We start from the raw sequence: 24,627 nt of genomic DNA on the forward strand, positions 1-24,627 counted from the left end.
ACAATAGTACTGGTGGCTAAAAATAGTAACCAGTAGATACACAATAAAAAACTCGATTCAGTCTAACAGCAGGATCGAGTTTTTTATGTTCTATTACTTTCTTATTCTTTTTTTGAATGCAGTGCAGAGACAAAATTATCCGTTAATCTGAGTGTTGCGATGACTTGCCCGATGTCGTCAGGGTCTCTTTTGATACTGAAGCCGAGGTGCTTGCAAAAAGTGATCATGCGTTTATTTTCTGCCAAAACAATACCTTGCATAACTCGAATCCCTTTGTCGGCAGCGGCCAGAAAAAGCTGTTTCATCAAGTAAGAGGCCAAACCTTGGCCTTGAAACTCATCGTCTAATACCACGGCAAATTCACAGCTTTGGTCATCGAAATTATCAATATAACGCGAGGTGCCGATTAAGCGTTCTTTGCCGTTTATCTCATGAACTGCCATGAAGGCCATTTCTCGATCGTAATCGATATGCGACATACTGGAGAGCATGCGTGGCGTAAGTTCTTCAATATTCGAGATAAAGCGTAAGTAGCGGGTTTCTTTCGACATTCCACGGACAAAATCTGCAATCAGAGGGGAATCCTCTGGGCGAACTGGCCGCACTGTGGTGTTGCTGCCATCTCGTAATGTTAGGTGACTGACCCATTGGCGCGGGTAAGGCTGAATCGCCAAATGGTCGTAGCGACGTGCGTTGCTACAAGGGGCAAGCGTGATGGCAATGTCACCGTTTAAACAGTCATATTGGTCTATGTAGAGCTTGCTTAATTGTAAGGTTTGGCATTCAGGCAGTTCACACGCCAGGCTGGAGACATTCAGTAGTAATGCTTCCACTTGAGGGTAATTGCCAGGTGGTAATAACTGGGAAATAAGATCCCTTGCCAACAGTGTATTGAGTGGTGGTAAACCGACGACTTCGCTTTTTTGCGGAGAACCCTGATCAGACCCACCTAGGGCAACGCCTATGGCGGTACCAAAAACAGGGTCGCGAAAAATCCGTACATGCAAAGCTGCCTTGATGACACTCTGCGAGCGAGGGAACTGGGCGAAACTCAGGTGAAATAAAGCCAATACAGGGGCGAAATCGGCGGCGCAGAGCTGTGTCTTCCCTTGACGGATGAAGGTCTTAAGATGCTTTCTCGCTTGTTCTATATTGACTTGTTGACTGGCGGCATTACTGTCAGGAGACTGTTTTGCAAGCTGTTGGTTGCGCTGGAATTGCTCTAGAAATTGAAAGCCTTCAATGGCGGTTTCAGGCGTGCGAAATGTTGGGATTCCTGCTTCATTGAGGCGAGTTCGCATAGAGACAATATCGCCACCACCAAGTAGACACACCATGATGAGTTTTTTCTGTTTACGATGCAGTGCGATGACTTGCTCGTAAAAGGAAGACAGATCAATCAAGGCGGTTGGGCTTAACATTAATAAGACGGCACCGCAGGATTTACTGCTTAACGCCGTTTGTGCCAGATCAACAAAGACATCGCTTGGGCAACTCGCCCAGACGGTGCTGACTGGGCCGATATGACCGCGTTGGTCGACAATGTTTTCCAATTGTTCGCGCAGCACTTGATCAGGTTCTAATAACGACAGATTCAACTCCGCGGCCCGTTGAGCAGCCAATTCCCCAGGCCCTGCGCCATTCCCTATGATCATCAAGGCGCCTTCTTTAATACGGCGCGCATTGGTCATGACCGAAGCGGCACCGATCAAATCGTTTAAGCGACGGCCTCGTACCGCCCCTGTACGCATCAAGGCCGCGTCTAATACTCTTGGGTCGGCGCCTAGGTTGTGCTCGGTTACCACGGCGACCGGTTTACTGCGACTTGCTGCGCGCAAGCTGCTTAGAAAACGGGTTGGTTGGCCGACACTTTGTAAATACATCAAGATGGCTTGGCTTTCAAAATCGTTAGATAGAAAGTCGAGTACCTGAGAAGGCATGACATCGACCGGTGACCCCATCGCCACCACTTGTGAAAAGCCAATACCTTGCCAGCTAGCCCAATCGACAAGCGCGCTCGCGACTGTGCCAGACTGTGACATGAGTGCTAATCGTCCAGGGAGGGGATGCGTGAGCCCTAGCCAAGCTGAAATACCTTGTTTTGGTCGACAGATTCCGAAGCTATTTGGCCCTAATAGACGCACATTATGTTGTCTTAGGTGGTGTTGAATATCGCTTGGTGGCTCGCCAGTCCAAGAAAGCATTAGCAAGGCGTGAATGCCAGCTTGACTGCAAGCGGCGATGATTTCACTCATTGGTTGCGTGGTTTTACCGGCCAGGATCGCTAAGTCGTAAGGTTGAGTGAGTTCACTGAGAGAAGAGTAATGCTTAATCGGCGAGTTTTCAGCACCCCAATGTGGCTTGACTCCGACAAGGGTGAGACCCTTATTGTTTTTACTCAGCGCCTTCAATAAGGCGGTGAGAATAGGATCTGCCGCATCCTGACCTGTCAGAACGACCGTGGAAGAGGGGGCTAAAAGCGCTTGCAAAGCATGCTGTGACACAGGGACTCTCCTCTAAAATGCATACCCAATATGGGCGTGTAGACCATAGTAGGATAGCGCATTTGGCTCGATTTATGTTTTGATTTCACTCAGAATAAAACGAATTGCTTAGCGCATAAAAGAATAATAACGGATGGAATGAAGATGACGACCGCGTACATTACTCACAACCATTGTGACAAACATGACATGGGCGAAGCGCACCCTGAATCCCCCCAGCGTTTGGGGGCGATCCGTGATCGTCTGATTGCAGGGCAGTTACTTGACTACCTACGCTGTGTCGAGGCCTTACCTGCGACACAAGCGCAATTGAAGGCTGTTCATGATTCTGCCTACGTTGATTCCATTTTTGCGAAAGCACCAGAGCAAGGCCATATTGAAATAGAGGCCGACACCCTGTTAATGCCACACAGTCTTGCGGCTGCGGTGCACGCAGCTGGCGCGGTCGTACAAGCGGTGGATCTGGTGATGAGTGGCAAAATGGATAATGCATTTTGCGCGGTAAGGCCGCCTGGCCATCACGCTGAAATAGACCGCGCAATGGGCTTTTGTTTCTTCAATAACATTGCCGTAGGCGCCAAGCATGCGCTGACACATGGTGGTGTGAAGCGCGTGGCCATTATCGATTTTGATGTACACCACGGCAATGGCACAGAGGCTATTTTTAACGGCGACCCTAATGTGCTGTATGCGTCGAGTTATCAGCACCCTTTCTATCCTTATGCAGACCCCGGGGCTTCCCACGATAATATCCTGCACATGCCTCTCGATGCTGGTACTGGCAGTCTGGAATTTCGCACTGCAATGACGGATGTGCTGTTTCCGCGATTAGCGTCGTTTCAGCCAGAGTTGATCATGATTTCGGCTGGATTCGATGCTCATAAATCCGATCCCATGGGGCAACTTCGCTTAGAAGACAGTGATTTTCAATGGATCTCGGAGCAGCTCGTAGCGATCGCGGATGAGCGTTGTCAGGGTCGGGTTGTTTCTGTATTAGAAGGCGGCTATCACCTAGATGCGTTAGGGCGATGTGCGTTTAGCCATATTCGAAGTTTGATGAAAATGTAACGTCGTGGCGATTTTTTTATCGTGTTTTTCGTCATTTAGGGCAATAAAGACGAGTAAATAACCACTTTTATTGAAACGTTTTCCGCGCATCAAAAAGGCTATGTTAAAATAGAAACGGGCAGATCTTTGTTGTCCCATCATTATTTGAAAGTTGATCTTTTGGTCTAGGATTCTCCATTAAAGATCAGGTTTTTCTATTGGGTATTACAGGCCGCGAGCAAGGTGTTATTTAGTCTCTTGGTTTGTTTCAATGGTCTATTTTTGATGCGCTATTCTAAATTTAAAAAGCACATGCTAACCCTTTCCCTTGTCAGCTTGATCAGCATGGTTGTTTTGCTGTTTGTCATTGTTTGGCACCTTTATAGCTCCATACTCAAAGAACGAAAAATTCTGATTCACTCTCAAGTAGATACAGTCATGAGCCTAATGCAGGAGGTTTACGAAGACGCTCTTGAGGGCAAATTAACCAAGGCTGAAGCACAGCATCAGTTTTTAGAATATATAGAGAAACTTAAATACTCAGACAATGGTTATTTTTGGGTCCTTAACACCAAAGGGGTGATGCTAATGCACCCTTATAATAAGAGCAGTGTGGGCCAGTCTTTAATTCACTCTAAAGACAAAGATGGCAAGTTCTTTGTGAAGGCGTTTATTACAACCACTCAACACAGCGGCAGTGGCTTTGTGTCTTATTATTGGCCAAAACCGGATGACGAGGTGTTGGCGCAAAAACTCAGTTATGTGGCGCTGTTTAAACCCTGGGGCTGGATTGTCGGTACTGGCTTGTATGTAAGCGATTTAAATCGTGAGATTGTTAGCCAAATTTATATCGGCTTACTCATTATTATCGGGTTGTTTTTATTAAGCATTTTCGTTTCGTTGCAATTATATAAACGCTATTTAACAGAGCTTAGAGAGGTGGCTATTTTTGATCGATTGACGCGTCTTTATCGGCGCAGCTATTTAGATGAAATAGGCCCTAGAATGCTTAAAGAAGAGCACTCTTTACCTTTGTCAGTGATATTTTTTGATATCGACTTTTTTAAAAAAGTAAACGACCAATACGGTCATAATTATGGCGATAATGTACTGTCAGCCATTAGCAGTATTATCCAAAAAGAGTTATTGCCTCACAAAAATGTATTTCGTTATGGTGGGGAAGAAATGGTTGCTCTGCTGCACGCTACTGAAGAAGAATGTCGAATGTTTGCAGAGAAAGTAAGACTTGCAACAGCCAAGCATGTTTTTCATTACTCCGACAGCGAACATTTTCATATTACGATAAGTGCCGGTGTCGCCGTGGCGAGCCCACAAGATTCCTTCTCTGATATGGTGAGAAGAGCCGATCGATGCATGTATTTCGCCAAAGCAAGAGGGCGTAATAAAGTCGTGACAGAATCTGAGGTTCGTGGACTTCCAGAAGAATAAAAGGCGCTATTTTCAACAAAACTCCTCTACTAAGAGGAGGTTTTGTTATGATTGTGTTTATTTAATCGAGCCTTTTTTATGTACGACGCATCTTTGTGGCAACCCAGTGCGGATATGGCGACCTTGCAAAAGCGCGCCCAGCTATTTTCCACTATTCGCGATTTTTTTAGCGCCAGAAATGTGATGGAAGTGGATACCCCTTGTTTGTCATTAGCCAGCATCACAGACCCTCATATCGAAGTCTTGACCAGTCACACGCATTCACTTGGTAAAGCGCTGACTTATTACCTGCAAACCTCTCCAGAATACGCGATGAAACGCTTGTTGTGCGCGGGTTCCGGCTCAATTTATCAATTAGGCAAGGTGTTTCGAGCGGAAGAGATTGGCCGTCGGCACAGTATTGAATTTACTATGTTGGAGTGGTATCGCGTTGGTTTTGATCACTGGCGATTGATGGATGAGATAGAGAAATTACTAGCGTGTGTTTTGCAAAATGATGCATTGAAATGTGAGCGTTTAAGCTACCAGCAGGCATTTCTTCGTTATCTTGATTTGGACCCCTTTACGGCGTCGTTGCGTCAGTTGCAAGAATGCGCCCATAAACACACAGAATATGGCCTGCAAGAAGAAGACAGAGATACCTTGCTAGAATTGATTTTTGCGAGTGTGATTGAGACGGCTATTGGTCAAAATGAGCCTTGTTTTATCCATGATTATCCGACTAGCCAAGCGGCGCTGGCGAAGATTTACCAAGATGCAAAAGGTCAGTCAGTAGCGGCTCGCTTTGAATTGTATTGGCAAGGTATGGAACTGGCCAATGGCTACTATGAACTAACGGACGCAGAGGAGCAGCAGCAGCGTTTTAACGAGGATAAGCAATCCCGGCAAGCTCTAGGCTTGGCGGAACGACAGTTTGATGAGCGCTTAATCAGCGCCCTCCAGGCAGGCTTGCCAGACTGTGCTGGTGTTGCCTTGGGTATTGATCGATTGTTAATGCTGTTGTGCGAACAGCAACACATAGAAGCGGTGCTGCCGTTTGCTCATCAGCGGGCTTAAAAGATTAACTATGGCCGTCTTACTCGAAGGTCTTTATCCACTGTGCTTCGCTTAACGGCTTGGAAAGGTGATAGCCCTGTAGATAATCCACGCCTATGTCCACAAGGTAATCGTGTACCGTTTGGTTGTGGACAAATTCCGCCTGGGTTTTTATTCCTAGAGAATGAGCCAGCTTGTTAATGCTAAGCACCAATTTCTGCATTTTTTCATCGTGATCAATATTTTTGATGATGCTGCCATCCAGTTTGAGAATGTCAGGGTCCAATGAAATAAGCTTCTCCAAATTGGAATAGCCAGCGCCGAAATCATCAATCGCCAATAAAGCCCCCGCTTGACGAAATTCTGCCAGAATCGGGTTGATCCATTCGTAATCTTGGATCGACTCGGATTCGGTAATCTCAAGGGTCAAGCGGCCTGCAACTTGATTACGCTGAAAGAAACTTTTTAACGTATCCAGTGTGGCTTGATGTTTAAAATCCAATATCGACAGGTTCAGCGCGACCTTGATATCCGGGTACTGCTTTAGCAAACGCTCGCATTGAGCCAGCATCAGTAGTGTGATTTTTGGGTAAAGCTGAGTTTGTTTTATCAAATTTAAGAACGCGAAAGGGCCAATGATTTCGCCATTTATTTGCACTCGTAAGAGCGCTTCCGCGCCGACTTGCTGAGTCGTCTGGCTATCAAAACAAGGCTGGAAATACGCAAAAACCTGATCATTTTCTAACGCTTTTCGAATGCTTTGAATCCATTCTAAGTTTTCCCCAGAGCCAGATTGATGCTGTATGTCCCCATTCCAAGAGAGCGGCAAATTGCTGGTTTGCGCAAAGCGTCGTGCTTCACTGGCTTTTATTAATAAATGCTGGTGTTGGCACAAAGTATGGCCGTTGTGGTCTTTAGTCGACGCTAAGCCAACGGACAATGTGAGGGTGAGTAAATTTTTTGCTGAGTCGGTAGTGAAAAAAGTCCTGTCTTCTATTTTCTCAATTAATTTATGGAAGACTTGTAGGGTTCTTTTCGGAGTGATTTTGGTCTCAATGGATACGGCGATTTCATTGGCTGACAGTCGATAGCATACGAACCCCAGTTCAGTACCATCGAGCGTTAACTGGTGTTTTATATGATGGGCCAATTGAGCCAATAGATCGTCGGCGACACTGTACCCATATTGCTCGTTAATTAAGCGGAAGTTACGTACTCGTATCACCGCCAAATGCAAAATATCATCGTGTTTCTGCAATCGATTTAGTAACGCAAAGCGATTGAGTAAGCCGGTTTGAAAATCATAAAGCCAGTTGTTATCCGTGCCATTATTTTTTAATAAAGACAAAGCTTTACGTTCTTGTTCAATATCTAATAGCGTATTGTTAATGAGATTGAGAATAGGGAATATAGGGTTTTCGTTCGCAGGTAGGGTAAGCGTTTGTTGGGGGGGGTGTTCGCTCACTGCTGATTCGCTAAATGCCAAATAAGTGAGGGCGTGCTGGCGGTTATGAGTACCAAACTGCGAGCTGTAAAACTCACCGTAACAATAAGGCCCATTGAGTGTCTGCGAAGAGCCAATAAGCGCTAGGTTCTCCGTTGGCGATTCGCTATTAACGTCATTGCGACTGATGCATTTGAAGACAAAGACGCTTTCAGGCTGCAAGGTCTCTAACTCTTGTGCTTTCAAGGTGGCAGAGTAGATAGAATGCGATGGGTTAATGTACAAAAATTGAACCTGAGCACCTTCTGCTAGCGGCTCACTCATGGTTAATGCGCCATCGGCTTCTAGTTGCATAGGGATTGCATTAATTTCAAGACTATCGTCCACGGTTTGCAATGCAAATTGAGCCGCGATGGGCAGCTGTAGTCGTTCACCATTTGTTAGATAGCGCTGATACACTTGTTGAGCCGGTAAGTGGTCCAAGCATTTTAAGATATTGCCTTCGCTGGAGGTCACCAGCATCCGCTGACCAATGCGAATACTGTCGACAAAAATGTCTCTGTGTACCAATAAATTTGGATTTACAAAGCCCACGGCCAGGGCGTGATTTTGCAGTACATTGTCTTGATACAAAACCCAGCTCTGTGTCGTATCAGACAATCCCGCGCGTCCCCCGCTTATTAAACAATCATGTTCATTTGGGTAACTGAAAAATTGGTTCGAGAGAAAACCGTGGTTATCGGTTAACACAATATAAGAAGCAGCTTGTTGAGAACCTAGAGTGGTGATTAAAGGTTCAAACAGTGCTTGGCCGACCTGTTGAGCTTGTTGTGAAAATGGCGCGCTATTATGAATGAGCTGGGTGTTATCAAAATAAGAGAAAATGACCGTCATCCCAGTGGCTTTAATGTCACCATTGTAAATATGGCGATCACAAGCCATGCCGATGCGACATGCGGTAGGAAACAACCTTGTCAGTGATGAAGCCCATGTTGCCATTTCTTTAACAGGAGTAGTGCCGTATATTTGGATTAAATCAGGTATTTCTTGGTCTTTTATCTGCGAAATAAACGACGCGAGTGAAGTGCAATAAAAGCTATTGGAATACATTCCTACTGACCATCTTCCTTAATTAACGTGTAACGCATGCGAGTAGGGTGCAAAATGCCCTAAAGGCGATGAAATTGCAATTCGAATAAAGTAAAGATTATCAACACATTAGCCATTTTTAGGTGCTATTTTGAACGGTAAAAAAACCATCACCCTATCTGTAATTTTCAGTATTATTCGTAAGAGATTGATCTTTTTCTGCTTTTTGATATTCGCCTTGGCACTATTGGCCATTTGGAAAGGGGGGGATGCCCTTCGTGCTCAACAAATAAAAAATTTGCACGGTGAGATGGTAGGGCAGCTAGATCAATTGGCGGGTGTTTTGGAAGGCGCCATTGTTAAATATCAAAACATGCCAACGTTATTAGCGTCTAACGATAGGGTTAAGAAAGCGTTGCGCGATGGTTCCGCTGCCGACATTAGGCAACTGGATCGCGAGTTGGAACAAATAAACCGCATCACGGAAGCCTCTGATAGTTATATTATTAATGCAAATGGGTTAACCATAGCGGCGTCTAATTACCAAAAGAAAACCAGTTTTGTTGGCAATAACTTTTCGTTCCGACCGTATTTTAAAGACGCAATGGAAGGCAAGGCTGGGCGCTATTATGCCTTGGGCACCACCTCGAACCGTCGCGGCTATTATTTCTCCTATCCTGTTTATGATGGCGCCAAGATTATCGGTGTTGCCGTTGTTAAGGTGGATTTGACGCAATTTGAAAAGCGCTTCAATAACCAAAGTTATGAATTCTTATTAATTGATCCAGATGGCATTGTGTTTAGTAGTTCTCGAGTGGATTGGCTCTATCACTTATTAGGTGAGCTGTCTTATCACGAGTTGCAGCGTATTGCTGACAGCCAACGCTACAAGGGCAAAGACATTCAAAAGTTGGCGATTGTGTATAGCAAACAACTGGATGAAAAATCGAATATTGTGGATATTCTGGAAGAGGTGAGCAGCGATCATGATCAGCGATCGTTAGGCCGTCACTCTTATCTGCAAATGACTCGTCCGATACAGTTGCTGAATTTTCAGGTTTCCATCTTAGCGCCCCTCAAAACCATTAATGAAGAAATTGCCTTGTGGCGAGCCATTTTTGCGGGCGGTGTCACCATTACTGCCTTGTTATTTGGTTTGGCGATGTTGCGTACTCGTATGCTGCGAGAGCGCTCTGATGCGAATGAAATGGCACGCCACAATCAGGCCTACATTCGAGAAGTGATTCAGAATACGCAGGCGGGCCTGGTTACCTTGGATTCTGCCCATCGTATTGAGTCATTCAACCCTGCGATTGAGCATTTGATGGGACAGCCCTTGTCACCCCTGGTTGGGGAACCACTGAATAGCCTCTTTAAACCGCTCAACAAACAAGGGGAGAGCCTAAATCAGGCACAAGATGTGGTGCTGAAAACCGACGAACTAGGCGTTAAAGTGATTACCATGGAAGGCTCTCTGTGTTACTCGCAGCACAGCTCGATACCGGTTGAAATGACCTTGTGTGAGATGCAGTTGCCGAATCGTCGTAGTTATTTGGTGACTTTTCATGACATGACAGAGCGCAAACGCTACGAACAAGAAATCACTCATGCGCGCAATGCATTGGAAGAGCGGGTTCGCGAAAGAACCTTTGAGCTAGAAAATGCCAATGCGCTGTTGCGCCAAGAAATTGAAGAGCATAAGGGCACTCAGCGGGAATTGATACAAACGGCTAAGTTGGCAGTTTTAGGGCAGCTCAGTGCGGGTATTAATCATGAGCTTAACCAGCCGTTGACGGCGATTCGAGCGTTTGCGGACAATGGCTTAAAGTTTCTTGATCGAAATAATCATCAGCAAGCGTATGCGAACCTGCAGCACATTAGTCAGCTGGGTCATCATATGAGCGATATTATCGCGCGCTTTAAAGTATTTGCTCGTAAAGGGGATGTTCAGCCAGCCCCTGTTTCGGTTTCCACGGCGATTAAAGGCGCGTTGCGCATCATGGAGGCACGTTACAAAGAAGTGGGGATCGAACTTGAGCTGGCCGACCATGATGAAGACTTGATTGTGAATGGGGATATGGTGTTTCTGGAGCAAGTGTTGGTGAATTTACTGGCCAATGCAGCGGATGCCATATTGGAAAAAGAGCGAACGATTAAGCATGTGGTCATTCAGCAAAGTGCCAGTCAAGAGCAGGTTACGATTTGTGTCAAAGACTCTGGTGATGGCTTGAGTGAAGAGGCGATTAAACATTTGTTTGAACCTTTTTTCACCTCAAAACGATCAGGCTCAGGGCTGGGACTTGGCCTCTCCATTAGCCAACGTATTGTGGAAGCGATGGGTGGGCAAATACAGGCTCAAAACCAAGCAAAAGGTGGCGCAGAATTTTGTGTTACGCTACCGCGCTATCAAGCATCTTTAAATCGAAAAGGGGAATCTTAATGCCAGACGGAAATCAAATCATTTTGATTGATGATGAGCACGCGGTGCGAATGGCCATTTCGCAAACACTGCAGCTAGAAGACTTTGATGTGGTCGAGTGTGCGAGTGCCCAAGGCGTGGTGGATCGCCTGTCGATTGATTGGTCTGGCGTTATCATTAGTGACATCAACTTACCTGGGAAAAGCGGTTTAGAGCTGTTTGAAGAGGTGAAAAAAATTGATGCGGAAATCCCCTTTATTTTGATTACCGGCCATGGCGATATCAGCATGGCTGTGAATGCGATTCGTGATGGCGCTTACGACTTTATCGCCAAGCCTTTTTCCAGTGAAGACTTCCTGGAAGTCGTGCGTCGTGCCAGTGAAAAACGTCAGCTCACATTAGAAAATCGCAATTTACGATTAGAGCTGGCCGCGCAGAACGCCCCAGGCCCTCGTATTATTGGCAACACTCCAGGTATTCACCGTCTGAGACAAGCGTTATTGCATGTGGCAGACACGGGAGCAGACATCCTAGTGCAAGGGGAAACGGGCACTGGTAAAGAGCTCGTGGCGCGCTTCATTCACGAGCACAGCTCGCGTCGTCGTCATTCTTTTGTGGCGATTAACTGCGGTGCCGTGCCTGATTCTATAATGGAGTCGGAACTGTTTGGCCATGAAAAAGGCGCCTTTACCGATGCAAAAAGCCAGCGTATCGGCAAGCTTGAGCACGCCAATGGTGGCACCTTATTTTTAGATGAAATTGAAAGCATGCCGATGACCATGCAGATTCGCTTATTGCGAGTATTAGAAGAACGTCGTTTAGAGCGTTTGGGGTCGAACACGGCGATTGACCTTGATCTGCGTATCTTAGCGGCGACCAAGGTGGACCTGAAACAGCTTTGTGACAGTGGCGCTTTTCGTGAGGACCTTTACTACCGATTGAACGTAGTGCGTGTGGACATTCCTCCTTTGCGAGAACGTACGGATGATATTCCTTTGCTGTGGCAACACTTTTGTTTGGTGGCCACGGCGCAATACAAGCGAGAGTCTGAGCCGTTGTCGGCGGCGCGTATGCACAGCTTGTTGAGTTATGACTGGCCGGGCAATGTTCGTGAATTGCGTAACCTAGCAGAACGTTATGTATTGATGGGAGAAGCTGGGTCATTTGAGTTTGATGACATCATTATCAGCAATGAAAATAACCCAGGTGTGATGACGTTGCCAGAGCAAATGGAACGCTTTGAAAAAACCTTATTAGAACAAGAACTGCTGCGTCAAAAAGGCTCGATAAAGGGCACAATGGACGCATTAGGGCTGCCGCGTAAAACCCTCTACGATAAAATGCGTAAGTACGAATTAGACAAAGACATTTACAAGCTCTAGCGTCTTGGTGCTGCTTGAAAGCTGCGTTGGTGTTTGCTTAACCAGCAAACACCAACGAGAATGTGTAAAGAGTCCAACGGGCTCTGCTAGTGAACCCATTGCATAAACACCTCTATCAAGCCCCCCATTTTTTAGGCCGCTGTGGCATCCGGCACAGGAACGCGGGCGATTTGGCTTCTTAAATAAGTCGCAATGGCGATAGCAATACAAAGTAAGGAAACGACCAGCGCGACCAATCCCTGCCAACCTAGATGGGTGTACACATAGCCATTGCAATAACCAATGATGGATCCGCCTAGGTAATAGAAGAATAAATAAAGCGACGTGGCCTGGCCGCGATTGTTCAGCGCATATTTATTCACCCAGCGCAGTGAAATTGAGTGGCAACCAAAGAAACAACCGGTAAAAATGACCACACCGACGAGTACCATAGGCAGAAAATGGGTAAGTGACAGAGTCATTCCTAATGCCATGATGAGAAAAAGACCGGTTAATACTTTTGTACCGCCAAACTTATTGGCTAAGCGGCCAGATTGTGGTGCGGTAATGACACTTAATGCGAAACAAATAGAAATTAAACCGGCGTGAGCGTGTGATAAGTTATACGGATCATGGGACACGTAAAAGGTTAAATAATTATACAAAGAAGTAAATGATCCAAAAATTATAAAACCAATCAGGTAAACAGGAACGATCATTTTATTTTTAAAATGCCCGCCTATACCATGGATCATGGTGGTTAGTTTTAATCTTGCTGTTGGTTTGAAGTTTTTAGATTCGGGCAATATCACTAAAACCAGAACAGAGATAAAAAGAAGCAGCGCTGAAAAGCCATAAAAAATGTTGGTCAATTTCGTGTAGGCAATCATCTGGCTGGCAAATACACGGCCAAACATACCCCCCATCGAATTACCAAACACGAAATAGCCAGTTACTATACTGGCCACCGCAGGTGCGACTTCTTCACTGATGTAGGCTGTTGCAGCAGAGGCAATGCCACTCAATGTTAGCCCGAGTAACCCCATCATAGCCACGAGCATTTCCCATGAGTTGGCGGTAGAGCACAAGCAGGTAATCACCGCGCCGGAGAATAAGGCGGTCACTATGAGTTTTTTGCGGCCAAAGCGGTCGGATAAACTGCCAGTAAATAATAAGCCTATGGCCAACATGGCGGTTTCAACAGAGAGAATAATACTCACATTATCGATAGGGACATGATATTGCTTTGCTAAGGCTGGCAGTAAAGGTTGAATAAAAAACAAAGACGCCAGCTCCGATAACCCGGCTAAAGCCAATGCAATCGTAATGGTGATGTAAGATTTATAATGTACTTTTTCTTTTAATTGTATAGACATTTTTCATTGCCTTATCTCAAAGTTTTGTGTTGTTTTATGTTTTTAATCTCTCTTTGTTTTTATCGCTTTTATTTTAAATGACGTTTTATAGATGTATGGCAAAGAGAATCAGAAAGTGAGGCTTTCCTTTAAAAAGAGTGAAATAAAATAAGCCACTCAATAAGTGGCTAAAAATAGTTAGGACGGTGTTCTGTCATACCCATCACCGAGGAGTTCTAGCACCTTGATTGTCGAGCGGGGGGAACGACAAGACCCAGCCATGCAGATACGACTGAGTGAGTAGAAAGCGTAATGGATAAAGGTTGGTTTAGAGCGCTGAAGACAGCCATGAATACATCCTAATTAAAGCAACAACCTGCAACAGGCATTATTGTATTTTGGTTAAGGTAAGACCAAAAAAGCGCTGTTGGAGAGTGTGATGACGATATAACTGGATCGGCGTTGTATCTTGCGACCAGTTGCATTGTCTTTAGGCTTGTTCGCCGGCGAGTACAATCGCATATTCTTGATTGTTGCATCAAATGCAAAAAAAGAGGTTAGTTGATAAGGTTAACGAATTAATGGAGAGAGGCAAGTCGACAAATACACAGGAGTAGCGTGTAGCGCTGTCAGTGTGTTTTTTCGGATTATAAGGCGTCTATTTGTTTAAAACACAGGCGCAGCGTCAATATTTGTCGACGTGTGGAGGCTTATATTTCCATTGGATGAGACCAAGCGACCGCATTATGAGGATGCAGACTTTCTAAATGCCGAACATGAGCTTTGGGGTTAATGAAGGTGCCATGAAGTGCATGTCGAATACGCCGTACCGCGTCTTCAACAAACATCAGGTTTTGGCCATTAAGGGCCGCAAAGGCTTGCTCATCGGCTCGTTTTACCGCGGTTTGTAATGGGGTCTGCAAGGCTTTTTCTACGTTATTAATCAGTGCTAGAAGAGAAAAATCAGCGCTATTCTCAGCCGCTTCAACACAGACTTCTGCTTCACTGCGTTGGCTGTGAGGTGTGGCTAAGGTGGCGTTGTCACTTAGCCATAGGGCGACCTTTTCTGGTGAAATTTGTGCGTTATCAGAGAATTCGGCTAAGAAACCTTGTTCTATTAATTGCCGTGACAGAGCGGCAGAACAAGGGCATGTTGAGGAATATTCCACGCCCACTGTGGTGTGAATTCGACACTCTTGATTGATCATATGAGCGCTAATACTGACAGGATATGATTTCCAGCCGCCGATATTTTCTGTGATTAGAGCAGGGCGATAAACCAATAAGTTGAACTGAAGTCGCAGTCGAGCGCTGTCAGTATGACAGTCTTGGTGAGTGTCTATCATGCTTTTCAATAAGGCGTTGATGCGAGCAGGGGAGAGCGCAGTCCCTTTGCTCAGTGTCTCTAGTAATCTGTATAGGCGTGACATGTGAATGCCTTTTATATGAGCCGCTGGCAGGTTCACTTGTAAGTCCGCTTGCCCATGAAGCTCTTTTTTATAATCGCCTTCAGCAATAACGATGGGCAACTCAATGCCTTCCATACCAACCCATTCTATGGGGTGCTGGTGCGCGACTAGTTCACTAATGGAAACATCAGGCAATGTTTCATTCATGGTGTGTTTTCCTTGGATGGTCTTTGTGGATGATGGTGAATGCTTTTAAATTAATGTTATAACATATCATTAATACAAAGAAGAGCGATATCACGAATAAGCAGCATGAAGAAGAGAGTGGATTTGCGTTTCTAATGAGGCGATGAGATGAGCTATGCTGCACGAGCGTGAAGCGCCAGAAAGGCATAAAAAATGCCCTTGTTGGTTTATTAACAAGGGCATTTTGAGGGGGACGCTTTGTTGATAAAAAGAGGGGCTTTCTAGACTTTAGTATTTAGTCCCCTAGCACCAGCCCTTCACGTCGTGGATCAGCACCGCCGGTGAGTTGACCGTTGCGAATTTCGATCCCTTGAACCCCAGAGTTCATGTCTTTTATCGCCACTTTATAGCCCATTGCTTCGAGTGGTTTTGCGAGCTTAGTGGCCGTTGTGCCTTTTTCTAGTTCAAAAGTACCAAAGCGATTTAAGCTGTTGGGCAAAGAAATAGCCTGTTGAATGTCCATTCCCCATTGCAGATTGGCGATTAAGGTTTTGGCCACATAGCCAATGATCTGTGAACCGCCTGGTGAACCAACCACAAGGTAAGGCTTGTCGTCTTTCATGACGATAGTCGGCGACATGGAAGAGCGTGGACGTTTCCCAGGCTCGACGCGGTTCGCAATAGGGTGACCATCTTGGTAAGACTTGAAAGAGAAATCGGTCAGCTCATTATTAAGCAAAAAGCCGTGGCTCATCAAAGTAGACCCAAATCCATGCTCAATGGTCGTCGTGACTGAAATGGCATTGCCATCTTTATCGACGATAGAGACATGGCTGGTGTTAGGGAATTCAATGGCCTGATCATCGGCTAGCGCAATAGGGTGGCGCCATGCTGGTTCTCCAGGCGCGACTGTTTTCAGTGCTTTACCAGGAGTAATCAGTTTTGCTCGCGCTTTTAAATAATCCGCATCAAGCAGACCTTCAGGCATAGGGACGTAATCTGTGTCGGCGATGTAGCGCCCCCTGTCCGCAAAAGCAAGGCGAGAGGCGTCGCCAATGATTTGCCATGCTTTGGGGGAATTTGGCCCCATAGAAGCGAGGTCAAACTGATTGGTAATGCCGAGAATTTGACCCACGGTCAGGGCGCCAGAACTTGGTGGTCCCATGCCGCAGACATCGTAACCTTGGTAGGGTAAGCACACAGGCGTGCGCTCTTTTACGGTGTAACTGGCGATGTCTTTTTCAGACAAAACACCTGGATTATCTGGCACGCTGCGGACTTTTGATACGATGTCTTTGCCAATTCGACCGGTGTAAAAAGAGTCGGCTCCATAGGTGGCGAGCATTAACAGGGTTTCAGCATAAGGGGTGTTTTTAAGACGCTGTCCCGCTTGCTTGGTGGTGCCATCTGGATTGAAGAAGTAGGCTTTTGTTTGCGGGTAGCGAGCCAAACTTTTTTTGCTGTCGGCCAATGCGCCCGCCAACCGAGGCGACACGATAAAGCCATCTTGTGCGAGTGTGGCCGCAGGCTCTAATAAATCTTTCCATGGCAGCTTGCCATAGCGCTCATGCAACTCGCCTAACAATTTTACTGTGCCTGGGGTGCCGACTGAGCGCCCGCCGACAACCGCATCGTAGAACTTAAGCGGCTTGCCGTTCTTATCTTGAAACAATGCAGGGGTGGCTTCTAATGGGGCGGTTTCACGGGCATCGAAGGTGGTGAGCTTTTTCTGACTCGCATCGTAATACACGGCAAAAGCCCCGCCACCTAAACCAGATGATTGCGGTTCGACAAGGCCTAACGCCATTTGTACAGCAACGTAAGCATCGGCTGCAGAGCCTCCGGCTTTGAGTATCTCATAACCGATTTTACTCGCCACTGGGTTGGCTGTGGCAATCATAAAATGTTGTGCATGGGCGAGTTTTTGCGTTTGCAACGTGCTTGCAGCTTCAGGCGCTACCGTATCGGCGGCTTGGCCTGCTGCAAAACTGAGGCTGCTGGCTAGGCAAAGAGGTGCGGCCGTGAGTAGAGCGCGCCAAGGTAAAGGTTTGATCATTCTTTGAAGTCCTTTTGCAATATTGTGCTTGCCATAAAAACAAAAATAACGGCCTTTAGGAAGTCAAAAACGGACATTTACACTTTTCAAAAACGTCTGACAAAAAGTGCCTTCTAGCAAACAAAATCCAGCGTGTCAGCAAAAGGTAAAGTATCGATAGATGACATTCGATAGCCATGAACGGGTTTTACTCTGCGCGAGAAAATTGCTATTGGTAGTGCATAGTATCCCCATGATTTTTAGGAGACAGCATGTACATTGCGATGAATCGTTTTCGTATTGCGCTTGGGCGCGAAGAAGAATTTACCGACATTTGGCGTAACCGAGACACGCATTTAAAAGCCGTGCCAGGGTTTAAAGAATTCCATTTATTACAAGGGCAAACGGATGAAGAATGCACCTTGTTTGCGTCTCATACCGTGTGGGAAAGCGAGCAGGCGTTCCGCGATTGGACCCAGTCTGAAGCGTTCAAAAAAGCCCACGCAAACGCCGGCTCATCAAAAGGGGTATACCTTGGTCCGCCTAAGTTCGAAGGTTTTGATATCGTTGTTTAGGCCAGTAGCGAGTGACGGTTAACCTTTCACTCGCTTTATATTGATCAAAATAGGGCTGCCTGTCATTGGGTCTTCGATCAGATCACACTCAATACCATAAAGCTCGCGTACTAATGCTTGGGTCATTACCTCTTTAGGTGGGCCTTGCGTGATGATTTTGCCGTCTTTCATGGCAATGATATGGTCAGCATAGCGGCAAGCGCTGGGCAGATCATGAACCACCATCGCAATGGTTTTACCCTCTTGAGATAAATGTCTGATTAATTCAAATACTTCAATTTGATGGCCTAAATCGAGTGCTGATGTGGGCTCGTCTAATAGCAACAAAGGTGTTTCTTGAGCGATGGACATGGCGATCCAGGCGCGTTGTCTTTGTCCACCTGACAAGGTGTCTAGCTGTCGGTCTTTTAAATCATGCAGATCAGCGGCATCTAATGCATAGTCAATGGCTTGTTTGTCATCCATCGCCCACTGTTTCATCATGCTTTGATGAGGGTGACGACCAAAACGGATAAGTTCAGACACACTGATGCCGTCGGGTGCTGAGGTGTCTTGCGGTAACAGGGCTAAATATCGAGCGACGACTTTAGAAGGCACCCGATGGATATTACTGTTGTTGAGCAATACTTCTCCGCCGCTTGGCATGTGCACACGAGATAACCCATTAAGTAGTGTTGATTTACCGCAGCCATTGGGGCCCACAATAGCGGTCACCTTACCGGCGGGTAAGGTCACATCTAGGTGATCAATAATATGGGTTTTACCATGCTTAAGGGTCAGGTCATTTGCGCTTAGCGTGGTGTTTGCGGAATCACTCTGCTGCAGTGCCAGCTTGTGGTTATGGGGCATAGTAGAAGCCATGATTAGTTCCTTGGAGAGCGACGGACAAGTATCCAGATTAAATAAGGGGCGCCAACAATAGAGGTGACAATGCCAACCGGCAGTTCAATCGGAGACAATAAGGTTCGGCCAACTAAGTCAGCCAGTACCATAATAAAGGCCCCTGCTAAGGCCGAGCCGATTAACGGAATTCCTCGATAACCAGACATAGCGCGCGCCAACTCCGGCCCAACCAGAGCGACCAGCCCAACCGGTCCAGCGACGGCGACGGCTAATCCTGTGAGTAATACCGATATACTCAATGCCGCCACGCGGATCTTTTTGATTTGTTCGCCAAGTCCGGTAATGACTTGATCGGAAAAAGGCAATAGAGCAAAGCGCCGAGACAACGCAAGGCAAGCAATTAAACTGAGTAGCAGTCCAGCCCCTAACAAATACACCATATCGGTAGCGCGTGCGTTAAGGCTACCCACAGTCCAAGGGTAGGCCGCATTGGCCGTGTCCACATTGACTTGGCTGAGCATCAGCTGGGTAATAGAGCCGGCAATTGCTCCAATGCCAATACCGGCGACAATAAACCGATAACCTCGGGTACCGCTGCCACCAGACAAACCAAATGCTAACGCAGTGGCCGTTGCCGCACCGACGAGCGCCATGCCAGAAGGGGCCATTGAAACGCCAGTGCTCACAATAGAAGACACAGCAAACGCCATGGCAGCGTTGTCTATGCCAATAATACCTGGTGTGGCCAATCGGTTACGGGCGAGAGTTTGCATTAAACAGCCCGCTAAGCTGAAAGCTGCACCGGTAAAAATAGCCGCCAATAAACGCTCCATACGAAGGCTTTTAATGATGAATTGATTCAATTCAGAGCCTTGACCGAATAACGCTTCCAGCACATGCCATGGAGACATGATCAAGCTTCCCATGCCCAAAAAGGCAATACTAACGGCGGCGAGCATCAACAATAAGAGAATGTTTCGACGAACGGCTCTGTGTTCAATGAGCAGGCTATTTTGAGCGCCAAAGGTCAGCGCAGAATGGCCCTCAAGCGAGGCGGCTGATGACGTTTCTTCTACCTTGTGTGTTTTCATAGTTATCATAATGTTGGGAGGCGGCGAGCCCTGACAATGGCCAATAGAACTGGGGCGCCCACAATGGCTGTGAGAACACCTAGAGGCATTTCAGCAGGTTGGGCGATGAGACGCGATAAGGTGTCTGCGTTGATCACCACCATAGGGCCAATAGGCAAACAAAGCCATAAAGTGCGGCGAATATCGGGGCCGATTAAGGCACGAGCGGCAAACGGCACCACCAAGCCGACAAAGGCAACCGGCCCAGCCACCGCCACGGCAGCACCAACCAATAACGCCACGCAGACGATAACGATCAAACGGATGCGACCAGGGTTATGTCCAAGGCCAATGGCGACTTTTTCACCTAACGCTAATGAGGACAATGGGCGGGCTACATGCACTGTGCCCATCACGGCAATAAACATCGAAGGCAGCACGGCGGTTAATTGGTCTAACCCGCGGCCAGCCACACTGCCAGTTACCCAAAAGCGAATTTCATCGGCGGCTCTTTGATCATAAAGTAGCAGCAGCGAAGTCAGGGCGACCAATAAGCTCGATAACGCAGCACCGGCTAAAACCAAACGAATAGGGTCTCTATTTTGCCCCTGCATGCGCGCCGCGGTAATCACACAAAAGCAGCCAACGAGCGCACCGATTTGAGCAATGCTGACCGTAAGGGTCGCGGCGCTGGCGCCCATGACGAGTGCCAAGGCGACCGCAAACGTACTGCCTGCGCTCACGCCCAGTAAGCCAGGTTCGGCAAGAGGGTTACGTGCTACCGCTTGCATAAGCGCGCCGGCAACACCTAAGGACAGACCCACAAATAAGCCCACCAAGGTACGTGGAAGCCGCAGCTCGGTGACCACAAAATAGGCCTCGGAGCTGCCTTGATTAAACAATACTTGAAGCGCTTCAAATGGGCCGATTGAGCCTGCGCCATAGAGCAAGCTTAAGAAACACGAAAGTGCCAGCAGAAAAACGGCTGGCACTAGTGCGCTTAACAAAGAGCGTTGAGCGGGTATTCGATTAAACCAAGGGATCATTCAGGGTAAGACACCTTAGAATCAAGCATTTTTTGAATGTCGTCTAGAATCACGCTAGCGGCAATCGGGCCTGAACCACTGGTCCAAACTTGGCCATCAACGGGGATTACATGGTCTTTTTTAACCACGTTTAAGCGTTCAAAAGCAGGGGACTTTTTCGCGGCATCTAATGACTTTTGACCTTCTAGGTTCATAGTCGCAAGAAACACCCATTCGCTATCAATGCTAGATAGGTTTTCTAAGCTTAGCGCGCTGCTATGAGGGCTGCCTTGTTTCACAATGCCACCATCATTTACATTGAAGCCAGTGTTCGCCAATACTTCGGTAGAGAAGATTTTAGTCGACATCACCATGGCGCCTTGAGGCATCCAACGAATTAATGACACGTTGCATTTTTCTTTAGGAATTTTTACTTCGACGACATTTTTAATGTCGGCTTCACGGTCATGGATACGACCAATCACAGCTTCGCCTTGTGCTGTCTTGTTGAGCGCTTTGGCAAACAGGCGAGTTTCACTTTCCCACGATGGGAAGCTATGAGGTTTGGATTTTGGCACTATCGTTGGTGCAATTTTTGATAGGATTTTATATTGCTCTGGCGACAAGCGAGAAGACGCTAGGATCAGATCTGGGTGTTGCGCAGCGACCGCTTCAAGGTTTGTTTCACGGGTTGTGCCAACGATTTTAAGACCTTTTGTACGGTCACCTAGGTAAGTAGAGACAGTATCGCTGCCACGCGTAGTGAAGGCTCCAACAGGGTTAACGCCCAATGCGTAACTGATGTCTAGCGCGCCTTCGTATAAGGTAACAACGCGTTTTACATTGTTATCTACTTTTACATCACCGTATTTAGTGCTAACAATATGGTCGGCTGCTAGCGCGCCCATTGCGGCGGTTAGACCGGCAGTAAGTAGTGCTGCATGGCGAAATGATCGAGCTGAAAACATCAAAGACTCCTTTAGGGATGTGAGTAGATAAAGTGTACTCTTGAGCGAATCGCTCTGGTCGCTATCAAGCTGTAAAGAAGACGACAATTCTTTACCAGTGTAAAACTGGTTGCGAATGTTAACGCTTCTCATTTGTTTTTTAAACAAAGAGTGTATCAATTAACGAATTCAAATCTGCAACGCAACGTTTTACAAAAAGAGATAGCTTGTGAAAAGATGGGGGATTAGCGATTGCCGTTTAGGTGCGGTTATTCGCTCATAGGTGGAAAAGGGGTTGGCGAATCTAGGCTATGGGTTCGCTGAGTCGATAACAATGATAAAAATTCCGCTGCATGAGTGGATCAAAAGGAGGGAATATGAAACGTGTGCTGATGACTGGCGCGGCCGGTAATCTAGGTAAAACCATGCGAGCGTCATTGGCCGATTGGGCTGATGAACTGCGTCTATCCGACATTGTAATGGTGGATGACTTATTACCGAATGAAGCGTTTGTGGCGTGTGATTTAGCGAGTGCAGAAGACGTGATGTCGCTGGTTGAAGGCTGTGATGCCATTGTGCATTTTGGTGGTGTATCGACAGAAAATACCTTTGATAAAATTTTAAATGGCAACATCAAAGGGACTTATCATATTTACGAAGCCGCAAGAAAGCATGGTGTGAAACGTGTCTTCTTTGCGAGCTCAAATCATATTGTAGGCTTTCATCAGCGCGAAACCCTACTAGACGCCCATAGCCAGATGCGCCCCGACAGTCTATATGGTGTCTCCAAAGGTTTTGGCGAACTTCTAGCGCAGTATTATTTCGACAAATTTGGTATTGAATCGGCTTTGGTACGGATAGGTTCTTGTTTCCCCAAACCGTTAAACCGCCGCATGGTGTCTACTTGGTTAAGTGAGGGCGATTTGGCCGATTTAATCAAAAAGGTTTATGCCGCGGATCGCTTAGGCTGCACTGTCATTTATGGCGTATCGAATAACGCCAGCACTTGGTGGGACAATCGTCATGCCAAATTTATCGGCTGGTCTCCGCAAGACAGCTCGGCGGTATTCGAGCATGAAGCCTATTTGCAAGAAGAGTTGGTGGACCCAAATGATCCTGCAGTGCGTTTTCAAGGGGGGATTTTTGCAAGCGACGGGCATTTTGAAGATTGATTTTTTTATCTAAGGAGAGTGATCGATGCAAGGTTTAGGAAACGTACAGTTATCAGGCAAAATGTTAATTGGCCAAGCGTCCGTAACGGGGCAAGAAGAAGTCATTCGAGCGATTAATCCAGCCACGAATCAGGCGCTAGAGCCCGCTTATGCAGGGGCTAACCAAGATCAAGTCGACCAGGCTGCGAGTTTAGCATGGCATGCTTTTGACACATATAGAACGGTTAGTATGGCGTCTCGTGCCGACTTTTTAGACTGCATTGCGGATGAGATTTTGGCGCTTGGTGATGCCTTGATTGAACGCGCTGTAGCCGAGAGCGGTTTGCCGCGCGCTCGTATTGAAGGCGAACGTGGCCGGACCATGGGGCAATTACGTTTGTTTGCTCAGGTGGTGCGCTCGGGTGGTTGCTTTGATGCGCGTATTGACCATGCGATGCCTGAACGTTCTCCACTACCGCGCTCTGATTTACGTCTGCAAAAAATTCCTCTTGGTCCTGTGGCTGTGTTTGGCGCGAGTAACTTTCCATTGGCATTTTCGGTGGCTGGTGGCGATACCGCCTCAGCGCTAGCGGCAGGTTGCCCTGTGGTAGTAAAAGCGCATCCTGCCCACCCAGGTACTTCTGAGCTGGTGGGTAAAGCGATTCAAAGTGCGGTGAGAAAATGTCACCTTCCAGATGGCGTCTTTTCCCTTATCTATGGTGCGGGCCACTTTATTGGTGGCGCCTTGGTGTCGCATCCGCTGATCAAAGCGGTTGGCTTTACTGGCTCACGACAGGGCGGTTTGGCCTTGTTAACAATAGCAGCACAGCGTCCAGAACCGATTCCTGTTTACGCAGAGATGAGCAGTATTAATCCGGTGTTTGTGATGCCAGATAAATTGGCAAAAGACGCGGCGTCGGTGGCGTCTGGTTTTGTCGCCTCTCTCGCCATGGGCGCAGGCCAATTTTGTACAAACCCAGGCTTGATATTGTTATGTGGTGAAGACGGCGCCGACGAGTTTATCGCCAAAGCCAGTGACGAGGTTCGCAGCCTAACCAGTCAGACTATGTTAACGCCGGGCATTTGCGATGCGTATTATCAAGGTGTGAACAGTTTGGCACAAAATGCTCATATTACTCAGTTGGCCGCAGGGCAGCGCAGCGAACAAGCGAACCAATGTCAGGCTCACTTATTTGTGACCGATGCCACGGCTTTCTTGGCCGACTCGACAATGGGGCAAGAAGTGTTTGGGTCTTCATCTTTGATCATAAAATGCAAAGATATGAGTGAAGCCTATGCTGTGGCCGAGAAGCTAGAAGGGCAATTAACCGCGACGATCCAAATGCTCGATGCCGACATAGAAGCGGTAAGACCTCTGCTGCCTACGTTGGAGCGAAAAGTGGGACGGATACTGTGTAACGGTTATCCGACAGGCGTGGAAGTTTGTCATGCCATGGTGCATGGTGGGCCTTTCCCAGCCACATCAGACAGTCGAACCACGTCAGTTGGCAGTGCGGCGATAGACAGATTCTTACGCCCAGTTTGTTACCAAGACTTTCCGGCCGCATTGTTGCCAGAAACGGTTCAGGACGCGAACCCTTTGTCTGTGCCGCAGTTGCTAAACGGTGTGCTGACCTCGTAATGCAGACGGACTAGAGAAACAGCCAAGGAAAAAGGAGCAGA

The 24,627-nt window shown here is 47.0% G+C and carries 17 protein-coding genes; 8 read left to right on the plus strand and 9 right to left on the minus strand.

All coding sequences use genetic code 11. From position 1 onward, the window contains the following. Positions 1 to 101: 101 nt before the first annotated feature. A complete protein-coding gene (locus ACIGBN_RS00850) occupies positions 102 to 2,504 on the minus strand; it encodes a GNAT family N-acetyltransferase (RefSeq protein WP_396663118.1) in 2,403 nt (800 codons plus the stop codon). A gap of 144 nt (positions 2,505 to 2,648) precedes the next feature. On the opposite strand from ACIGBN_RS00850, the gene ACIGBN_RS00855 reads away from it, so the two are divergent. From ACIGBN_RS00855 to epmA, 3 genes are all read left to right on the plus strand, one after another. Then, positions 2,649 to 3,572: a histone deacetylase family protein gene (locus ACIGBN_RS00855; RefSeq protein WP_396663120.1), complete on the plus strand. Its 924-nt coding sequence runs from the start codon at positions 2,649 to 2,651 to the stop codon at positions 3,570 to 3,572. Positions 3,573 to 3,863: 291 nt separating this feature from the next. After that, entirely contained in the window at positions 3,864 to 5,000 is a 1,137-nt protein-coding gene (locus ACIGBN_RS00860) for a cache domain-containing protein (RefSeq protein ID WP_396663121.1), read from the plus strand. A 78-nt stretch (positions 5,001 to 5,078) separates the two neighbouring features. After that, the gene (gene epmA / locus ACIGBN_RS00865) at positions 5,079 to 6,056 is read left to right on the plus strand and encodes an EF-P lysine aminoacylase EpmA (RefSeq protein WP_396663123.1); all 978 of its coding nucleotides are present in this window, start codon (positions 5,079 to 5,081) and stop codon (positions 6,054 to 6,056) included. A gap of 19 nt (positions 6,057 to 6,075) precedes the next feature. On the opposite strand, the gene ACIGBN_RS00870 is transcribed toward epmA, so the two are convergent. Beyond that, positions 6,076 to 8,589, minus strand: a complete 2,514-nt coding sequence (locus tag ACIGBN_RS00870) for an EAL domain-containing protein (RefSeq protein WP_396663125.1) — start codon at positions 8,587 to 8,589, stop codon at positions 6,076 to 6,078. 130 nt (positions 8,590 to 8,719) lie between these two features. Between ACIGBN_RS00870 and ACIGBN_RS00875 the strand changes: the two genes are divergently transcribed. Then, the gene (locus tag ACIGBN_RS00875) at positions 8,720 to 11,008 is read left to right on the plus strand and encodes an ATP-binding protein (protein ID WP_396663127.1); all 2,289 of its coding nucleotides are present in this window, start codon (positions 8,720 to 8,722) and stop codon (positions 11,006 to 11,008) included. After that, positions 11,008 to 12,369 (plus strand): sigma-54 dependent transcriptional regulator, encoded by a 1,362-nt coding sequence (locus ACIGBN_RS00880; RefSeq protein ID WP_133001913.1) that lies wholly within the window; start codon positions 11,008 to 11,010, stop codon positions 12,367 to 12,369. The genes ACIGBN_RS00875 and ACIGBN_RS00880 overlap by 1 nt, the downstream gene beginning before the upstream one ends. Before the next feature lie 131 nt (positions 12,370 to 12,500). Here the strand turns inward: ACIGBN_RS00880 and ACIGBN_RS00885 are convergent, their stop codons facing one another. The 3 genes from ACIGBN_RS00885 to ggt all read right to left on the minus strand — a co-directional run bounded on the left by ACIGBN_RS00885 (position 12,501) and on the right by ggt (position 17,354). Beyond that, positions 12,501 to 13,724 (minus strand): MFS transporter, encoded by a 1,224-nt coding sequence (locus tag ACIGBN_RS00885; RefSeq protein WP_341562259.1) that lies wholly within the window; start codon positions 13,722 to 13,724, stop codon positions 12,501 to 12,503. Between the two features lie 689 nt (positions 13,725 to 14,413). Beyond that, on the minus strand, positions 14,414 to 15,319 hold the full coding sequence (gene folE2, locus ACIGBN_RS00890) for a GTP cyclohydrolase FolE2 (protein WP_396663130.1): 906 nt from the start codon (positions 15,317 to 15,319) through the stop codon (positions 14,414 to 14,416). A 274-nt stretch (positions 15,320 to 15,593) separates the two neighbouring features. Next, positions 15,594 to 17,354, minus strand: coding sequence for a gamma-glutamyltransferase (gene ggt, locus ACIGBN_RS00895; protein WP_396663132.1), 1,761 nt, complete (start codon positions 17,352 to 17,354; stop codon positions 15,594 to 15,596). Between the two features lie 251 nt (positions 17,355 to 17,605). Between ggt and ACIGBN_RS00900 the strand changes: the two genes are divergently transcribed. Continuing rightward, the gene (locus ACIGBN_RS00900; protein ID WP_133001909.1) at positions 17,606 to 17,908 is read left to right on the plus strand and encodes an antibiotic biosynthesis monooxygenase; all 303 of its coding nucleotides are present in this window, start codon (positions 17,606 to 17,608) and stop codon (positions 17,906 to 17,908) included. An 18-nt stretch (positions 17,909 to 17,926) separates the two neighbouring features. Here the strand turns inward: ACIGBN_RS00900 and ACIGBN_RS00905 are convergent, their stop codons facing one another. Genes ACIGBN_RS00905 through ACIGBN_RS00920 form a run of 4 tightly spaced genes read right to left on the minus strand, consistent with a single transcriptional unit; the run spans position 17,927 to position 21,814 of the window. Beyond that, positions 17,927 to 18,757 (minus strand): ABC transporter ATP-binding protein, encoded by an 831-nt coding sequence (locus ACIGBN_RS00905; RefSeq protein ID WP_396663587.1) that lies wholly within the window; start codon positions 18,755 to 18,757, stop codon positions 17,927 to 17,929. Positions 18,758 to 18,771: 14 nt separating this feature from the next. Next, the gene (locus ACIGBN_RS00910; protein ID WP_133001908.1) at positions 18,772 to 19,842 is read right to left on the minus strand and encodes an iron chelate uptake ABC transporter family permease subunit; all 1,071 of its coding nucleotides are present in this window, start codon (positions 19,840 to 19,842) and stop codon (positions 18,772 to 18,774) included. Between the two features lie 5 nt (positions 19,843 to 19,847). After that, the gene (locus ACIGBN_RS00915) at positions 19,848 to 20,867 is read right to left on the minus strand and encodes a FecCD family ABC transporter permease (protein WP_396663135.1); all 1,020 of its coding nucleotides are present in this window, start codon (positions 20,865 to 20,867) and stop codon (positions 19,848 to 19,850) included. Then, on the minus strand, positions 20,864 to 21,814 hold the full coding sequence (locus tag ACIGBN_RS00920; protein WP_396663137.1) for an ABC transporter substrate-binding protein: 951 nt from the start codon (positions 21,812 to 21,814) through the stop codon (positions 20,864 to 20,866). The genes ACIGBN_RS00915 and ACIGBN_RS00920 overlap by 4 nt, the downstream gene beginning before the upstream one ends. 356 nt (positions 21,815 to 22,170) lie before the next feature. Here ACIGBN_RS00920 and ACIGBN_RS00925 point away from each other — a divergent pair, with 356 nt between their 5' ends. Next, a complete protein-coding gene (locus tag ACIGBN_RS00925; protein WP_396663139.1) occupies positions 22,171 to 22,965 on the plus strand; it encodes an NAD-dependent epimerase/dehydratase family protein in 795 nt (264 codons plus the stop codon). A 25-nt stretch (positions 22,966 to 22,990) separates the two neighbouring features. Further along, positions 22,991 to 24,586, plus strand: a complete 1,596-nt coding sequence (locus ACIGBN_RS00930) for an aldehyde dehydrogenase (NADP(+)) (protein ID WP_396663141.1) — start codon at positions 22,991 to 22,993, stop codon at positions 24,584 to 24,586. The last annotated feature ends 41 nt before the right edge of the window (positions 24,587 to 24,627 follow it).

The organism is Marinomonas sp. NPDC078689, from assembly GCF_044542435.1.
GTDB lineage: Bacteria > Pseudomonadota > Gammaproteobacteria > Pseudomonadales > Marinomonadaceae > Marinomonas > Marinomonas arenicola.

Excerpts from the sequence above, each read along its gene's own strand:
- ACIGBN_RS00855 (WP_396663120.1), top strand. The coding sequence starts at position 2,649 with ATGACGACCGCGTACATTACTCACAACCATTGTGACAAACATGACATG.
- ACIGBN_RS00860 (WP_396663121.1), top strand. The coding sequence starts at position 3,864 with ATGCTAACCCTTTCCCTTGTCAGCTTGATCAGCATGGTTGTTTTGCTG.
- epmA (WP_396663123.1), top strand. The coding sequence starts at position 5,079 with ATGTACGACGCATCTTTGTGGCAACCCAGTGCGGATATGGCGACCTTG.
- ACIGBN_RS00870 (WP_396663125.1), bottom strand. The coding sequence starts at position 8,589 with ATGTATTCCAATAGCTTTTATTGCACTTCACTCGCGTCGTTTATTTCG.
- ACIGBN_RS00880 (WP_133001913.1), top strand. The coding sequence starts at position 11,008 with ATGCCAGACGGAAATCAAATCATTTTGATTGATGATGAGCACGCGGTG.
- ACIGBN_RS00885 (WP_341562259.1), bottom strand. The coding sequence starts at position 13,724 with ATGTCTATACAATTAAAAGAAAAAGTACATTATAAATCTTACATCACC.
- folE2 (WP_396663130.1), bottom strand. The coding sequence starts at position 15,319 with ATGAATGAAACATTGCCTGATGTTTCCATTAGTGAACTAGTCGCGCAC.
- ggt (WP_396663132.1), bottom strand. The coding sequence starts at position 17,354 with ATGATCAAACCTTTACCTTGGCGCGCTCTACTCACGGCCGCACCTCTT.
- ACIGBN_RS00900 (WP_133001909.1), top strand. The coding sequence starts at position 17,606 with ATGTACATTGCGATGAATCGTTTTCGTATTGCGCTTGGGCGCGAAGAA.
- ACIGBN_RS00905 (WP_396663587.1), bottom strand. The coding sequence starts at position 18,757 with ATGCCCCATAACCACAAGCTGGCACTGCAGCAGAGTGATTCCGCAAAC.
- ACIGBN_RS00910 (WP_133001908.1), bottom strand. The coding sequence starts at position 19,842 with ATGAAAACACACAAGGTAGAAGAAACGTCATCAGCCGCCTCGCTTGAG.
- ACIGBN_RS00915 (WP_396663135.1), bottom strand. The coding sequence starts at position 20,867 with ATGATCCCTTGGTTTAATCGAATACCCGCTCAACGCTCTTTGTTAAGC.
- ACIGBN_RS00920 (WP_396663137.1), bottom strand. The coding sequence starts at position 21,814 with ATGTTTTCAGCTCGATCATTTCGCCATGCAGCACTACTTACTGCCGGT.
- ACIGBN_RS00925 (WP_396663139.1), top strand. The coding sequence starts at position 22,171 with ATGAAACGTGTGCTGATGACTGGCGCGGCCGGTAATCTAGGTAAAACC.
- ACIGBN_RS00930 (WP_396663141.1), top strand. The coding sequence starts at position 22,991 with ATGCAAGGTTTAGGAAACGTACAGTTATCAGGCAAAATGTTAATTGGC.